The organism is Leptolyngbya sp. AN10, assembly GCF_050565645.1.
GTDB lineage: Bacteria > Cyanobacteriota > Cyanobacteriia > Leptolyngbyales > Leptolyngbyaceae > Leptolyngbya.
Genome location: NZ_JBNXVP010000007.1, coordinates 263,648 through 280,038, shown reverse-complemented (window position 1 = coordinate 280,038; position 16,391 = coordinate 263,648). Strand labels below are relative to the sequence as shown.

13 protein-coding genes are annotated in these 16,391 nt (G+C 44.4%); 5 read left to right on the top strand and 8 right to left on the bottom strand.

Translation table 11 applies throughout. The features are described 5' to 3' along the window. Positions 1–69: 69 nt before the first annotated feature. The 4 genes from ACQ4M5_RS12935 to ACQ4M5_RS12920 are packed head-to-tail and all read left to right on the top strand — an operon-like array spanning position 70 to position 5,276. Entirely contained in the window at positions 70–3,033 is a 2,964-nt protein-coding gene (locus tag ACQ4M5_RS12935) for a protein kinase domain-containing protein (RefSeq protein WP_430676033.1), read from the top strand. Between the two features lie 45 nt (positions 3,034–3,078). Next, the gene (gene crtA, locus ACQ4M5_RS12930) at positions 3,079–3,939 is read left to right on the top strand and encodes a cyanoexosortase A (protein ID WP_430676032.1); all 861 of its coding nucleotides are present in this window, start codon (positions 3,079–3,081) and stop codon (positions 3,937–3,939) included. Further along, positions 3,920–4,540: a cyanoexosortase A system-associated protein gene (locus ACQ4M5_RS12925; RefSeq protein ID WP_430676031.1), complete on the top strand. Its 621-nt coding sequence runs from the start codon at positions 3,920–3,922 to the stop codon at positions 4,538–4,540. The genes crtA and ACQ4M5_RS12925 overlap by 20 nt, the downstream gene beginning before the upstream one ends. 25 nt (positions 4,541–4,565) lie before the next feature. Next, positions 4,566–5,276: a biotin--[acetyl-CoA-carboxylase] ligase gene (locus ACQ4M5_RS12920; protein ID WP_430676030.1), complete on the top strand. Its 711-nt coding sequence runs from the start codon at positions 4,566–4,568 to the stop codon at positions 5,274–5,276. Here the strand turns inward: ACQ4M5_RS12920 and ACQ4M5_RS12915 are convergent. The 4 genes from ACQ4M5_RS12915 to ACQ4M5_RS12900 all read right to left on the bottom strand — a co-directional run bounded on the left by ACQ4M5_RS12915 (position 5,264) and on the right by ACQ4M5_RS12900 (position 14,390). Continuing rightward, positions 5,264–10,672, bottom strand: a complete 5,409-nt coding sequence (locus tag ACQ4M5_RS12915; protein WP_430676029.1) for a trifunctional serine/threonine-protein kinase/ATP-binding protein/sensor histidine kinase — start codon at positions 10,670–10,672, stop codon at positions 5,264–5,266. The two genes, ACQ4M5_RS12920 and ACQ4M5_RS12915, sit on opposite strands and share 13 nt — an antisense overlap. A gap of 77 nt (positions 10,673–10,749) precedes the next feature. Continuing rightward, a complete protein-coding gene (locus ACQ4M5_RS12910) occupies positions 10,750–12,309 on the bottom strand; it encodes an NAD(P)-binding domain-containing protein (RefSeq protein WP_430676028.1) in 1,560 nt (519 codons plus the stop codon). A 173-nt stretch (positions 12,310–12,482) separates the two neighbouring features. Then, positions 12,483–13,226 (bottom strand): hypothetical protein, encoded by a 744-nt coding sequence (locus ACQ4M5_RS12905; RefSeq protein WP_430676027.1) that lies wholly within the window; start codon positions 13,224–13,226, stop codon positions 12,483–12,485. A 510-nt stretch (positions 13,227–13,736) separates the two neighbouring features. Continuing rightward, on the bottom strand, positions 13,737–14,390 hold the full coding sequence (locus ACQ4M5_RS12900; RefSeq protein WP_430676026.1) for an endonuclease III domain-containing protein: 654 nt from the start codon (positions 14,388–14,390) through the stop codon (positions 13,737–13,739). A 51-nt stretch (positions 14,391–14,441) separates the two neighbouring features. On the opposite strand from ACQ4M5_RS12900, the gene ACQ4M5_RS12895 reads away from it, so the two are divergent. After that, positions 14,442–14,930, top strand: a complete 489-nt coding sequence (locus tag ACQ4M5_RS12895; RefSeq protein ID WP_430676025.1) for a crossover junction endodeoxyribonuclease RuvC — start codon at positions 14,442–14,444, stop codon at positions 14,928–14,930. A 16-nt stretch (positions 14,931–14,946) separates the two neighbouring features. On the opposite strand, the gene ACQ4M5_RS12890 is transcribed toward ACQ4M5_RS12895, so the two are convergent. The 4 genes from ACQ4M5_RS12890 to ACQ4M5_RS12875 form a co-directional block, all read right to left on the bottom strand. Then, positions 14,947–15,354 (bottom strand): type II toxin-antitoxin system VapC family toxin, encoded by a 408-nt coding sequence (locus ACQ4M5_RS12890; protein WP_430676024.1) that lies wholly within the window; start codon positions 15,352–15,354, stop codon positions 14,947–14,949. Beyond that, positions 15,351–15,551, bottom strand: coding sequence for a hypothetical protein (locus ACQ4M5_RS12885; protein WP_430676023.1), 201 nt, complete (start codon positions 15,549–15,551; stop codon positions 15,351–15,353). Before ACQ4M5_RS12885 ends, ACQ4M5_RS12890 begins: the two co-directional genes overlap by 4 nt. Before the next feature lie 193 nt (positions 15,552–15,744). Further along, positions 15,745–16,137, bottom strand: a complete 393-nt coding sequence (locus tag ACQ4M5_RS12880) for a type II toxin-antitoxin system VapC family toxin (protein ID WP_430676022.1) — start codon at positions 16,135–16,137, stop codon at positions 15,745–15,747. Beyond that, entirely contained in the window at positions 16,130–16,369 is a 240-nt protein-coding gene (locus tag ACQ4M5_RS12875) for a hypothetical protein (protein WP_430676021.1), read from the bottom strand. The genes ACQ4M5_RS12880 and ACQ4M5_RS12875 overlap by 8 nt, the downstream gene beginning before the upstream one ends. Positions 16,370–16,391: the final 22 nt, after the last annotated feature.

The following is a 16,391-nucleotide window of genomic DNA, read 5'->3' as shown; positions in this document are numbered from 1 at the left end:
GTATTGCGAGATATTCGCGCCATTGAATAAGGTGTGTGTAGTCCGCAATTGTCGTTTCTCTCCTCGACTATGCAAGCCACAAGTGTAATCTTCACCTCACATTGTTTTAACCCCACCTGCCAGCATCCTGAAAATCCACTCAACGCGGCTCAATGCCAGAACTGTGAAACACCGTTATTGTTGCTCGATCGATATCGTGCCATTCGCTTAATTGGTCAAGGCGGATTTGGACGAACCTTGCTTGTCACGGATGAAGCGAACAATTCGCGCTGTGTGATTAAGCAATTCTATCCACAGTCACATGGGAACTCTGAAAAAGCGGCTGAACTATTTCGACTCGAAGCACAACGATTAGAAACTTTGGGTCAGCATTCTCAAATTCCAAAGCTATTGAACTATTTTGAAAGCGATGGAAATCAATATCTTGTTCAAGAGTGGATTGATGGTCGGAACTTAGCGCAAGAGCTTGCAGAGGTTGGAGCCTTTAACGAAACTCAGATTCGACAACTATTGCAGGACATTTTGCCGATTCTCAAGTTTGTGCATGATCATCGGGTGATTCACCGGGATATTAAGCCAGAGAACATTGTGCGGAGAACGAGCGATCGCAAATTAGTCTTAGTCGATTTTGGTGCAGCAAAGTACACAACTGAGACGACCTTGGGCAAAACTGGAACGATGATCGGGTCTGCGGCGTACACTGCACCTGAACAAGTTCGAGGAAAAGCAATCTACGCGAGTGATCTCTACAGCTTAGGTGTCACTTGCATTCATCTGCTCACTCAGATGTCACCCTTTGAATTGTTCGATAGTGGCGAAAATAAATGGGTATGGCGACACTATCTAAACAAAGAAAGAACACGCGACGGATTTATCAAGCCAAAGCGCAAAACCGTTGTTAGTCCTTGGCTTGGAACAATTCTCGACAAACTGCTGGAGAGCGGCACAACCAAACGATACACCAATGCCGAGAGTGTTCTAAAAGACCTGAAATCGAAGCCTCGAAGATTCAAAAAACGCTATGTGGTTGCAACGATAACTGGAGTTGTCGCGATCGCAGCTTTCGGTGGTCTCAGAACATTTGTATCTCCCGTCGTTCAGCGAGTTTCACCGGATATCATCACACCAACATCATCAGAATCAACCGTTGCGGGGTTATACAGCACCAAAAGCGGAGAACAGCAATCCTTTCCACTGCAACATACTGAAGTCATGGCGCGAGTTACGGGTAACGTGTCGCGTGTGGAAGTTACGCAAACATTTACGAATCCCTATAAAACTCCGATAGAAGCGGTGTATATGTTCCCGCTACCGGATGAAGCAGCAGTCGATGATATGGAAATTCGAGTCGGCGATCGCATTATTCGCGGCATGATCAAGAAGCGCCAAGAAGCAAAACAACTATACGAAACTGCAAAACAGGAAGGCAAAACCGCAGGATTGTTAGAACAAGAGCGCGATAATGTTTTTACGCAATCACTCGCTAACATTAAACCTGGTGAAAAGATTGATGTAAAAATTCGCTATACCGAAAGCTTGAAGTTTGAGAAAGGTAGCTATGAATTCGCCTTTCCAATGGTCGTTGCCCCTCGATACAATCCGCTGGCTGGTGTGAAAGATGCTCTGAAATCGTCTCCAGAAACGCGACCGGGACAAAATATCGGAATGACGATCGAGATCGATGCAGGTGTTCCAATCAAAGGAATTCGATCAACGACGCATCAAATTCAATCACAGCAAGATAGTCGATCGACAAGAGTTCAACTAAAAAACGAGAACACGATTCCAAACAAAGACTTCGTGTTGCAGTATCAAGTTTCAGATACCAAAGCACAATCTACAACTTTAACCGATGTCGATCAGCGTGGCGGGCATTTTGCAACCTATCTCATTCCTGCGGTGAACTATCAGCAAAGTGAGATTGTTCCAAAAGATATTGTGTTCCTGATTGATACTTCTGGTTCACAGTCTGGTGAACCGATTCAAGCTTCTAAAGAGTTGATGCGTCGATTTATCAATGGCTTGAATCCGAATGATACCTTTACCATTACTGACTTCGCCAGTACAACTCAGCGGCTTTCTGATAAGCCTTTAACGAACACACCAGAGAATCGGAAAAAAGCGATCGACTATATCAACAAAATCGATGCAAACGGCGGCTCTGAACTATTCAATGGCGTTCAAGAAGTGATGAAATTTCCTGCTGCACCTGAAGGACGATTACGCAGTGTGGTCTTACTCACAGATGGCTTAGTCGGAGACGATGAGCGTGTCATTGCTGAAGTTCAGAAAAATCTCAAGCCTGGAAATCGATTGTATAGTTTCGGTGTCGGCTTCTCAGTTAACCGATTTTTAATCGATCGAGTTGCTGAACTTGGTCGCGGAACCTCTCAGATTGTGATTCCTGGAGAACCGTCTAATAAAGTCGTTGAGCAATTCTTTCAGCAGATCAACAATCCTGTATTAACCAACATCGAAGTCAGTTGGGAAGGGACAGGCGAAGCTCCTGAAATGTATCCCCAAAAGATTCCTGACTTATTCGCAAATCAGCCGATCGTATTGTTTGGCAAAAAGCGCGATCGTACTGACGGCAATCTAAAAATCACCGGAATCGCGGCGGGCGGCACAAGGTTCGAGAAGCGCGTTCCTGTTGATTTCGCTCAAAATTCGACCAGCTCTTTATCAGGTGGAATTGCTCAGTTGTGGGGTCGATCGCGCATTAAAGAACTATCCAATCAAATGTTTGCTAAAGAAACGGATACAGGTGTGAAAGCGATTACCGAAACTGCTCTCGATTATCGCTTGATGTCAAAGTACACTTCCTTTGTTGCCATTAGCCAAACTCAGCGAGTAGAGCCGAATTCGAGTCAGAAAGTTGATGTTCCCGTTGAGCTACCACCGAATATGCAGCCAACCAATGGAACTCAGACCGAAGAAGTTCCTGAACCTGCGGAAATTGCCGGAAGTCTGGTTGCGATCGCGCTTTTATGGTGGCGATTTGGACGACGACGGGCAAAAGTTGTGAAGCCCTAAAGTCTACTCTTGGGCACAACTGAGGAGGTTTAAGGAGAGGTGTGTTTGATAGTTCCTTTCCGTGTTCTGCCTGCTCGATGTGCCCTTTCCTATTCACCTATTTCCAATATGCGATACAGCTTGCTTGGATTGCTTTCTGCTCTGATCACATTACATTTGAGCTTAGTATTTAGAAGCGATAACACAGATTTAATTGGCTCTAGTCTGTTGTATTGGTCGGCCGCAATTCTGATTCTGCGCCAGAAACATTCACAGCTTAATTTCTCTAGCAATCTAACTTCGACGATCGTGGGTAGCTTAATTTTGATTTCCGTTTTAAGTAAAAGCGCTTCAATTGCTGGCAATGATATTTTTCTCAGAGTGTTTCCGATTTTTTCGATCGCATCTCTCACACTCATCGCATCAGGCATTCAAGGCTTAAAACAACATTGGCAAAAACTTCTCATCTTATTCATTTTCGCCATTCCGCCAGGACTCATTTTATTGTTCTTTGATCCTTCAGCAATTACAGCAAAAGTCTCTGCACTTATTTTATGGAGCTTAGGATTTCAAGTCTCAGTTCAAGGTGTATTGGTCAGCTTACCAAAAGGCTCGATCGAGGTTTATTCTGCCTGTGCTGGAGTTGCCACGATGTTGCAGCTTTTCGGAGTTGCGCTGATGTATCTATTCCTTCAGCCAACCAAGCTCTATCAAAAATTTCTAATTCCTGGAATTGCATTGTTAATTGCATTTCTAATCAATGCCTTTAGAGTCGCGCTCATGGCTGTTCTAGTCGCACTTGGTGATCAATCAGCATTTGAATATTGGCATGTTGGCAATGGCTCATTAGTGTTTTCAACAATTGCTGTTGTTGTGTTCTGTTTATCTTCGCAAGTTTTACTTCCTCATGAAGAACGATCGCTTTAAGTTCATCTATGTTTGTGTGCTAACTGCGGGAACGATCGCGGTTCTAATCAAAGCGCATTTCTACCCGAACAAGCCTACTAAAACAGCATTTGAGATTCCGCAGACTTTGAATCTACCAAATTGGTCATTCAAATCGAGCAGCGCGATTAATGACAACCAAAGCAATTTTCAGAGTGGAAAGACTTATCAATATCAACAGAATCAAAATACGATCGATATCGAAATTCGTCATATCGTAAACACCGATGGCGATGTTCGGGACTATTTGCAGGTTTATCAAGCGATCGCGTTAACACAAGCCCCAATCACTCAGAATAAGAATGGCTTTTACGGATTGTTTACGCATCAAAATCGCACTTATCTGAGTACCTGTATCAATCCAAAAGGCGAAAGTACATTTACTGGAGTTCAATTTGCTCGAAATCGGAATTTGTATGATATTCGACTGGATCGGATTGCTTTATGGCTGTTTAGTTCGACAAGTTTGAGAGATGAGCGGTGCTTGTGGGTGCAACTATCCACCACAAACAGCGATCGAGAACTGTTAGAAAAAGTATGGTTGCAGATTTACCCAACATTGCGCGATCGCTTCAGCGTATGATAGATCAGTCGCACGAAACCCAGAAATGCAACCCTGGCTCACTCATCTAGAATGCTGCGAAAGTACTAACACTTGGGCATTAGAGCACCTCTCTGATCTGTCTCATGGAGATGTTGTATTCACCCGTAATCAAACAGCAGGACGGGGACAGTTCGATCGCGTTTGGGTGTCTTCATCGAGCGTCCTGACTGCGAGCATTGTGCTGGAATTGTCGATCGAGCAATTGTCCGGATTTAGTTTAATTGCTGGACTAGCGGTAATTCGTGCGATCGAGACCTTACTTCCTGACCAACACGGCAAGCTTCGCCTGAAATGGACGAATGATATTTTTGCAAAGGATTGTAAGCTTTCGGGTGTGCTGTGTGAGTCTCGGATTCGAGCAAATCAAGCTCAAATTGTGGTTGGGATTGGAATTAATTGCGAAGCAGTTCCAGAAACCGTCAACAATGCTATTAGCTTGCAAGAGATTTCAGCCTATGTTCCCGATCGAGAAGCTTTGTTAGAACGACTTCGAGTTTGTCTGATGCAATTGTGCGATCGCGCTTTTTCGGAACTGTTGCCAGAAATCCGATCACGCGATCTGTTGCTGGGAAAGTGCATTGTATTCGACGCTGGAACTAAGCAATTGACCGGAGAAGCAGCCGGAATTGATCAAGCAGGACAACTCTTAATTCGAGTGGAGAATGAAGTCAAATCGTATCGATCGGGACGAGTTCTAGCCATTCATTTCGATTGAGTCGGCAATTCGATCACAAACGTTGTACCTTCATCAGGTATGGAGTGACAGGTTAACTGTCCTTGGTGTTTGTCTACGATGATTTGGTAAGCGATCGAAAGTCCTAGTCCGGTTCCACTTCCTACAGGTTTCGTCGTGAAAAAAGGATCGAAAATCTTCTTCATCACCGCTTGAGACATTCCAACGCCGTTATCTTTAAGCTGAATCGCAACTCGCCCTGCATCAAGAGTTTCAGTTTGAATCTCGATCATTGGAGTCCAATTAGAAGCCCCTCGGAGTGGGCGATCGACGACTGCATCGATCGCATTACTAAGCAGATTCATCAAGACTTGGTTGATCTGATTCGCGTAGCATTCAACATTAGGCAAATTGCCATAAGCTTTGATCACCTGAATTTCGGGGGTGTGAGCAGTGCGATTGAGTCGATGCTGCAACAATAGGACAACACTATCTATTCCTGCGTGAAGATCAACCGATTTTTTCTCTGATTCGTCGAGTCGCGAGAATGTTCGCAAACTCAATACAATGTCGCGAATTCGCTCACTACCACTCCGCATTGAGGTGAGTAGCTTTTGTAGATCGGACATCATGAATTCTAGATCGATTTGTTCGATCGCGGCTTCAATGTTTGGAGTGCGATCGGGATACTCGCTCTGATACAAATGAATAAGATCAAGCAAATCCTGAAAATAGTTCGTTGCAGGAGGTAGATTACTGTGAATGAAGGTAATCGGATTGTTAATTTCGTGAGCAATTCCAGCCACCATTTGCCCCAGAGAAGACATCTTTTCGCTTTGAATCAGTTGCGTTTGTGTATTCTTCAACTCTTTCAGCGCTTGTGATAAGCTTTGGTTTTTCTGTCTTAGCTCCTGAGTTCGATGTTCAACTTTCTGTTCCAATGTTCGATAGAGAATTGCATTTTGAAGAGAAATCGCAGCTTGTGCGGTGAGAATTTGTAGCACTTCAAGGCGATCGCTGGTAAAAGCTGCGGTGGCAAGATTATTTTCTAGATACAAAATGCCAATCAATTGTCCTTGATTTTGCACTGGAGTACAGAGAACACTCTTGGAGCGGTGTTTTCGTAAATAGCGATCGGAAGCGAATGCGGCTTCTGTACAAGCATGATCCAGCACGATCGCTTCTGAAGTTCGCATGACATAGTTCACGATCGATTGCGGAATCAAATCGCTTTGTTCAACTGGAGTCGCAGCGATTAATGATGCGCCTTGAGGAGTGGCTTGCGCGACGACTTGCCACTGTCCATTCTCCGGTAGCATGAACACACATTGTTCTGCTCCAGCATTCTCGATCACAACCTGCATCAAGGATGAAACCAAGGTTTCTAGTTCGATCGCGCTGGATAAGGCTTGAGAGGCTTTGACGATCGCAAAAAAGTCCAGCATCATCGTGCCTTTCATGCTGCTTGATAGAGAACTAATGCCCTCAGATGTGATGTGAGAAGTCGATTGCCGTTTCGCAAGTTGGAGCAGCGCGAACTGTTGAGGGTAAATGCTTTCTAGCTGTTGAACTTTCGCCAGAGCACCCCAGCGTAAATAGCCATAGTAAGCATCCGCAAAATAGGATTGAGCTAATTTGTGCTTTTCCCATTGACCATAGAATTGCACTGCGAGTTCGTTCGCGATCGCGGCTTCGTGCAGATAGCCATTCGTGTATGCAGTTGCGATCGCACGATCGTACATCTCGATCGCTTCTAATTTCTGACCTAAAACTCGATATCTTTCGGCTTCTACCAGTTCAAATTTGTGCTGATAGTTAATTGGTGCACAGTTCGCCCAGTGTGCAAGTTTTGCTTGATTGGCTGCGATCGTTTCTAGAATCTGAGATTGCTCTTTGTCTGAAACGTTAGGATAAACCGCGAGTCGAGCAAGCGAATCATAGAAGCAGAACATTCCAGCAGTCGCGTCCGAACTTAAACTGCTTAAACAAGGAGCAACTCGATCGGAATACGCCAAAGCTTCCTCAGCGTTTCCAAACAGATAAGCGAGGATCAATTTCTGAACATAGACCTTACCAATGCTACTAAAATCATTGAGTTGTTGATAGGTCTCTAGCGCTGGAGTTTCGTTGTAGCTCTCCCCGATCAAAATACTCGGATGCTCAGAGGGATTGATCAAATTGAGTACCGCTTGATGCAGCATTTGATTCATCGATCGTGGTGTTTCTTGTTTGAGTTGTGCGATCGCGTCGGTGTAATTGGAAATCTCTTGAGCGAGTTGGGTTAACTCCTGACCTGCATAGTAGGACTGAGTACAGTAATAGGACAAAGCAAAAGCGGCAGCGTTTAAATCACCAACCTTCAAGCCGAGTTGATAGGCTTCGAGTAGATTGGACAAACCGCTTTGAAGAGAGTCACGCCAATGCCGAACGAATGAATTGATCACCATCATTGTGACTGGCTTCAATGTCTCGATCGAATACTTTTCCAAAAGCGCGATCGCAACTTGCCCGAACTGGTAGCCATCCTCAATATTTCCCAGTCCACATAGGCTATTCCCCTGAGCCGCATACGCCAGCGCAGACTCAGGCGCATTTCCATACTGTAGGGATAGCTTCACCTTCTGCAAAATGACAACACCGAGAAGCGTCGGAGAAAAGAAATAAGCCGCACCTGTCATGCTCGCCAGAATTCGCATGCTGAAGAGCATGGTTACATTTGTCATGAGCGGCAGATCAACGAGATCAGAAATTTCTCGCCCCCCAAAGCGATCGAAGGTATCTTTGAATGTTCGCTGGACATCGCTTTCAGTGGGCTGCTCTGGTAAGTTAATTCCTAACTGATTGAGAATGGTGAGTCCAGCCTCGATCGCAGCTTTGTGGTTCCCTTGGGCTTTCTCTGCCTCGACCAAGGTTTGATAGGTTTTAACTCGTTCTAGTGGCGTTTTTGCGTGTTGCAGCACTGATTGAATCGATTGTTTCATCAGAGCAAGATCACCGCTGAGATAGGCGGATTCAGCGGCTTCCTCGTACAATTTCAAAGCTAAATCGTAGAATTGCCACGGCTCTGATCCAAGCAGTTCGATCGCGATTCTGCAATAGTCTGCTGCTGTTTGATAAGCGGTTGATGCTTTCGCTTTTCGTCCGGCTCTGAGATTCAACCGTGAGAGTTGTTCACGCTCTTTCGGATCTGAAATTAAGCTTGCTCCAAGATTGAGAGAATTGACGATCGCAAATAAATGTTCATCTAATCCCGTCTCTGGGATCGTTTGTAGCAGAAGCTTTCCGATTTTCAGATGAGTTGCTGGTTTGTCATCGTCTGAGATCGATTGATAAGCGGCTTGCTGAATTTGATCATGGGCAAATCGATATTGAACCGTTAGCGATTCTGGATGATCATCAGATTGAAAAACTTTGTAGCTATCATCAGTCGGAAAGATTAGTTCTTCTTGCAAAGCATTCCAAAGATCAGAAGCCGTTTCGGTTGGGGCTTGTTCTGCGATCGCAGATAAAATACCCAAATCAAAGGAGTTACCAATGCAAGCTGCAAGTTTTAGTAACGCTTGAGTCTGCTGTGGAAGTTTCTGTAACTGTGATGCCATGAACGCAACGAGATCATCACCCAGCATCACTGTTTTGCTTTGGGTCAGATCATAGTTCCAGGTTCCTAGCTGAAAATCAAAGTGGATTAGCTTTTCTTCGTAGAGTAGTTTGAGAAATTGCCGACTGAAGAAGGGATTTCCTTTGGTTTTGTGATACACCAACTCAGTGAGCGGGACGGCTTGCTCTGGTGTGTAATTGAGCGTTTCGGTGATCATTTGATTCAAATGATGCGGCTCTAGTGGTGCAAGCTCGATCGTATTGATCAGGGTTCCAGTCTGCTGAATCTTTTCGAGGGTCAGCATCAATGGATCGGCTGGAGAAACTTCCTCTTTTCGATAGGTTCCAATCAAGAGTAAATAACCTTTGTTGCTATCCTCCATCAAAACCTGCATCAATTGAAGCGAGGCGAGATCTGCCCACTGAAGATCATCGAGAAAAACGACCAGTGGGTGATGTTCCTGAGCAAATACTTGAATGAATTGTTGCAGGAGTAGATTAAAGCGATTTTGGGCAGCAATCCCTGTGAGATTTGGCGCGATCGATTGTTCACCGAGGATCGTTTCGAGTTCAGGAATGACTTCAACTAGCACTTGGGCATTCTCGCCTAAAGCTCTTAGGAGCTTTAATCGCCACCGTTCAAGTTGGGCAGTCGTTTCTGTCAACAGTTGGCGGATCAAATCTCGAAAGGCTTGAATAAATGCTGAGAAAGGAATGTTGCGCTGAAACTGATCAAACTTTCCTTGAATCAGATAGCCATGCTGATGTTCGGTCGCACTTTTAACTAAAGGTTTCTGAACTTCCTGAATGACAGCAGTTTTACCCATGCCCGAAACGCCCGAAACCAGCATGATTTCACTCGCGCCTTGAGTAATGCGATCGTAAGCAGCAATCAAGGTTTCGATCGCTTGCTCCCGACCATATAATTTCTGAGGCATCACCCAACGATCGCAGTAATCCTGCTGAGCAATTTCAAACTCTGAAATGTCTCCGGTTTGCTTCCATTCCCGCTGACAAAGTTCGAGATCATGCTTGAGTCCTCGCGCACTTTGATATCGATCTTCTGCATTTTTCGCCATCAGTTTTGTGACGATCGCAGCTAAGACTGATGGAATGGTTGGATTGATCTGATTCACTAAAATTGGCTGTTTCGCAATGTGCGCGTAAACCAATTCCATTGGATCATCAGATTGAAAAGGAAGTTGTCCTGCCAGCAATTCGTAGAAAGTCACACCCAAAGAGTAGAAATCTGTGCGGTAATCAATTCCACGATTCATCCGCCCAGTTTGCTCTGGAGAAAGATAGGCGATCGTGCCTTCTAAAATGCTCGGATTGGTTAAAGTCTGCGTTTCACGCGGTAGTAAAGACGCAATACTAAAGTCAATCAACTTAACTTGCTTGGTGTCTGGATGAATTAGAAGATTGTCTGGTTTAATGTCTTTGTGAATAATGCGGCATTGGTAGAGATCACTCAGAATGTCTGCGATTTGAAGCGCGATCGCTAAAAATTCTTCAATGCTAATTTGCTGGTTTTGAAACCGCAGTGCATAGTTCCTCAGAGAAATTCCACCAAAATCTTCTGCAACAATCACATAGCGATTTTGATAGGTCTCCAAGTGATAAGAGCGAACAACACCAGGTAAGCTAATATCTTTGGTCAGCGTATACTGATTTTTGAATTGAACAAGCTCGATCGTATCTGGGTAGGGATTCTTGAGAAGCTTGAGGATGACGAACTTGCGATCAGATTGGCGAAGGGCGCGATACACCAAAGTCCGTGAACCATCGTAGATTGTCTCAAGGACTTCGTATCCAGCGAGGTGAATGGATGTTGCTAACATGGAAACAGTAAGGGCACGACTGAACGGGGCTAGTTCAGTGTGCCCAGACTCATCAACGAATAACAACCAAAATTTGTCTAAGCAGTGACTAGCGCGACTCTTGGCTCGATCGCTTGTTGAAAGAATTCCAATAGCGGTTGAATGTGTTCTTCTTGCTTGAACCATTCTGCATCAAGATCCTCTAGCAGATGCAGTTCTCGAATCAGTTCTGCTCCTTGGTATTCCCGAACGATCGGATGCAAGAAAGTACTTTGTTGAGCATGACTCGGATGCGGATTTCGCTCGATGTTGAACGGATCACCAGAGATTTTGCCAAACTCTAGCGTGATGGTGAAATAGCGATCGAACTCTCCCAGTCGTCCTTCGCGCAAGTAATCGATCGGCACTTCTTCGTAATAGTAGGCATCCTGTCCTGAAAGCGCGATCGTATCGCACAAGAAGCCGAACTGTTGCCACAGGGCTGAACTTTGATTGATGCGTTTGACGATGGCTTGCACGATCGCTTCTGGTGTGGATGCGATCGACTCTGACTGCCAATCTTTGCCGTGGTACTTCACTTCAAAGATGTGGTGGAGTGCTCGAATATTGTAGCGGAAGCCATGAATGAACCCAGAACTCGTTTTCTTAAAGTCCCGCATTTGCATCAAAGTTCCAGCGAAGTACAAGTCTTTGACGTTGACCGATTCCCATTCTGCGGTTTGTTGTGGGAATCGATCGTAGATCACTGTATTCGGACGACAGTTCTCATCAAAGATATCTGTATCGAATCGGAAACCAGTGCAGGCGATGACTCGATCGTAGATCAAATCTTCTTGTTCGCCGTTCGCATGAGTGTAGCTCATAGATACAATGTATTTACCATCGGGTCGGCGCTGGATTCGTTCAACAGTTGCATCTAAAACGGCGTTCTGACACTTCAATTGATAGGTATCAAGGAAATTATTGTTCAGAGCGCGGAGATGCCCCACAAAGTGCGTTTTCCATGCCAGTGTAATCGGATGAGGGCTTGCAACGTGGATCACAGCAGCAGTTTCAATTAGCAGATCTGCGGTTTCAAATGCAGAATTGCCCTTACCTAGCACTAGAACGCGCTGATTGACGTAATCTTGAGGATCGATCGACACATCAATGTAGTTGTCTGCTAATTCAAGACCGGGAATTGCAGGGTAGTAGGGTTTAGAAACACCTGTTGCTACAATCAGCCGAGCCGCAGAATAAGTACGTCCAGCTTCATCAGTAACAGTGAATCGATCGTCTTTTGAAACTCTTGCAACTCTGGCGTTGTATTGAACATTCAATTGATGTCGATCGGCAAAATCGTTCAAATATGTCACCAAGTCATCGGTTGCTGGAAAGTACTTCTGACTATAGTTCTTGAACAACAATTGATCATCATCGCTCAGCAGTGAATTCCAATCCCATCGCAGATTGATCTCCGGATCGTTGTATCCGGTGTGAACTTTGTTGATCGAGATCAATCTTCTGCGACGTGGGTACTGTTTGAAGAAGGTTGCTGCCGATTCTCCAGCTTCCAGAATCAAGTAGCGACGATTTGCTTTGTGCAAAAAGTAGCCGAGTTGCAGACCTGCGGGACCTGCTCCAATAATCAAGTAGTCAAGTTCAGAGTTAATTGTCATCTTTTTTACAATTCTTGGAACGAATACGTGAACAGTGAGGGTAAATTTTTCATGCGAAACTCGTCCAAATTATGAATACGATCGACAAAAATCGATCCCGTTTTCACAATTTAGAATTTACGAATTTTGCCAATGCAAAAAGCTAAATTAGACTCAAATTCAATGAGTTCTAACTATGCAGTTAGGGCTGGAACTTTACCAAGACGATTTGTTTTGAAAGGATTCTCGATCGACTGTGTTTTCACAAATTCCAGCACTTCATTCATGGCATCGGTAAAAACGCGAAAGACCATCTCAACCATCTCGATCGCTTGCTCTTGCTGTTCGGGTGTGAGTTCGATCGTTTCTAAAAAGTTTTCGATCTCTTCAGTTCCCATTGTGTGCCCGGTTTCCACCGCAAGATGATACCGCCCAAAATAGCGACACTCTTGATTCGTCAGTTGCCTAAATTCATTTGCAACCTCTGACATCTTGGAGAATGCAGCGTTTCCAGTTGCCTCGATCGCTTCGATTCCCGCTAAAACAACAATTGGTTCTGCTTTGAAACTGTGCAGCGCAATTTGGTGACACACTTGGCGAGTTTTTCGAGTTGAATCACTCCAAAGAAATCGCATCGCGTCGCTGAATTTCATCTGATGATCAAGTCCCAATTTCTCCAAATCTTCCAAGAACCAGATCCAATGATGGTCATCGACATGAGTATGTTGATTGATCAATTGCTGAATCTTGTCGTCGGTCGGTTCTCTGCGTAAATCAACGCGATTAAGTTCTCCAAAACCCATGACCAGCGGCACAACACACGGTGCCCAAGCTAATCTTTTTCGCGGGTCAATGCTTCTATCTTGTAGGAACTGAAACAGCGGCAATTGAGCAAATTCTTGCTTGCGCTTTTCAATCAATTCGAGGATTTCTTTCACACTAATACTCCTCAACAAATTGTAAATAATTAAGTGGAAAACGAGCTAAATGTTGGCATGAGCAGAATGAAGCTGTCCAGAAGCAGCTAGGGAACCGCACTTGCAGAAAAGATTAAAAATCGTTGAAAACCAAATGAGTTAGAGTGTTATGCGACTTCAGGAATGGATGATTATGCGATGTCGATCGCTTCGAGAAAAATTTGATGAAGGAACACCAAAGTCAGTAAGCAATTGGCAGATAAAGCCCGCCAAGAAAGTCAGCTTGAACGTAAGAAAGTTGTGCAGAATTCAGTGAGCCTGAATCGATTTGCTATTAGAATAGCATCGATTTTTAATCGTGAATTTCTCTACAAAATAAATGCAATCTTACTTTGAATAATTGCTGCCTTCAGCTCAGCTACTGGACATTTTCAGAAACCAACACTTGCATTGTTTCAGACTTTTTTAATATTTGTCAACCCTAGTTTATTTCGATATTCTTTGTATTATTAATTACCCGTACTCAATTGTTTAGATTATTTTTTGTTCACACCAGTTCAAGACTGGACACTGTGAACAGTGAGGACGCTTTCCAGTACAGATATGTTTTCCAAATGGAACTAAGAGTTGATTAATTTCAATCCAGTATTGTTTTGGCAGTTTTGCTTCTAGTGTGATCGTTGTTTTTTCGGGTGTTTTAGTTTCCACATAGCCCCAACGATTGGTAATCCGATGCACATGGGTATCAACGCTGATATACGGCTGTTTACAAGCAATTCCGAGTGCAAGATGGGCACATTTCACCCCAATTCCTTTGAAGCTCATTAACACTGCTGCATCTGCTGGTAGCTGTCCTGCATAGTTGCGAACTATCTGATTCGCGATCGCATGAATTTGCTGTGCTTTTTGCTCTGGATAGGTACAGTCTCGAATTAAAGTCTCGATCGCTTCAGGAGCCAGTTGTGCAATTGCCTCCGGAGTTCGAGCTTGTTCAAACAATCGACGCGAGACAGGCAAGCTCACTTCATCGTATGTTCTGACTGAAATCAAACAGCTAATCAATTGCTCAAATAGCGAAGTATAACCATCTTCGTAGAGTTCAAACATGGCAGCTTTTGGAAGCGTACTCACTGCATCGCGAATCCGATCGATCACAATATCGATTTCAAACGGAAGTTTTTTCATATTTTGATAGTTCGAGTGTATTATGAAAATCTAAAGTGAACGGCAATTTAAATGCTAACGTTACAAGGAAAAGTGATTTTAGGCATCGATCCTGCGATCGCTACGATCGGCTATGGTGCGATCAAGGATGATCACGTTTTAGACTATGGCGTGATTACTACGCCTGCAAAGTCTTCGATTTACGATCGACTTAAACAAATTCACGATGATGTCTGTGAACTGTGCGGAATTCTCAAGCCTGATGTCGTCGCTCTAGAAATGCCTTTCTTCAGTCGCGAAATGACGAGCGCAAACAAAGTTCTCCGAGCATTAGGCGTGATCGAATTAGCCTTGGGCGAGTGTGGCTTGTCTGAACCAATTTTTCTGCATCAATCCCAGGTCAAAGCTTCTGTTGCAAAATACGGAGCACACAAGTCAGAGATTCAACAAGCAGTGATGATGATTTTTGGACTATCAGAACCTCCGAAACCGGATGATGCTGCTGATGGATTAGCGATCGCGTTTGCGGCTCAATCAGGCGCACGAGCGAATGTAAAATGATGGCTACCAAATCCGTTTAAAGTGGTGCAATAATTTGCAGACTGGGAAAATAAGTACGATATCGAGCGCCATCTCTTGTGAGGAGTCTGAAGTCCGAAACAACCGCATGAGCATCAATGTAGAAGTCTGGGAGCGGAGATCGACGATTGCCACCGCGCCGACGATATTCGAGATAGCTTTGTCCTGCTAAGAATGCAGCCTCCCACGGTAAGGGTTTACGCCGAAAATCAGTGGGTGGCAACGCAGCTTCGAGTTCTTCTGGTTGTTCAAAGTTGATTGACGCTTCAGCATAGATAATTGGATTGATGGCTAAGAATCCCTGATTTGCACAAAGCGTAAGTTGTTGCAATGACCATGCAAACCAGTTTGGATCTTCGTTAAAAATATCTAGAAGCACATTAGTGTCGATCAGTGTCGTAGTCATGTGTCTGATCGCGTTAAGTTCATAATTTCGTCTGTTGTAAATTTTCGGGTAGCTTTGCCGCGCATTTGAGCAATAAGTTGATAACCTCGATCGCTTTCAGTTTGATTTCTCAGTTCTGCAACGAGATTGAGAACTTGATCTTGAGCATTTGGGGGAAGCCCGCGCCAGTATTTTAAAAGTTGTTCTTCTTTGCTCATGGGGATTCACCTTAAATTCTGATAGCGCAAATCTCTTTTTTCATTTTACCGTTTGCGCTGGTTTGACTTGCTGTTATTCTTCGCCAAACCCTTCGATCATTGGAGTCGATCGTATTGCCGATGGAGTAGCGATCGCGTTTGCGGCTCAATCGGGCGCACGAGCAAACGTGAAATAACTCGATTAATTCAGCTCCTAAGCAGGAAACGGTAACAGATTCAGGTTTCCAATAAATCTAAAATCGCGTTGATTTCTACTCAAAAGTGGCGCATCAATTACTAAGGCTGTTGCTGCAATTAGGGCATCAGGAATTAGTAAGCCGTGACTCAAATTGTAGTTTCGCAACAACTCTAATGCTTGTTGAGCTACCAACTCGCTTAATGAAACAACTTCAAACGTCGTTAAGAAGCTTTCCACCGTTTTGAGTCCTGCTTTATCTCGACACCCGACAATCAATTCCATCTGAGTCATACTACTGATGCACAGATTTGCATTTATTTCGATTGTTGCTAACTGCTCGATCGTCGGCTCAAATCCGCGAATGACATCCACTAAAATATTTGTATCTACCAGTACGTGATTACTCACCGAGTCGCTCCCATTGCTGGCGACGCAGCGCTTTTACCCAAGCTACACTGTCTTCCATGTCAGAGCGATCTTTCCACATCCCGATCGCTGGATGATTTCGCCAAGCCCCCCGGAGCGGGTGAGTCTCCACCTGTGCTTCCTGCACCAAAGATTCTGCAAACGCTAAAAGTTTTTGTTGTTTGTCAAGCGGCAGAGTATTCAGTTTTTCAACTAGTATTTCTTCGATCGACATTCCAATACCTCACAAAGCAGCG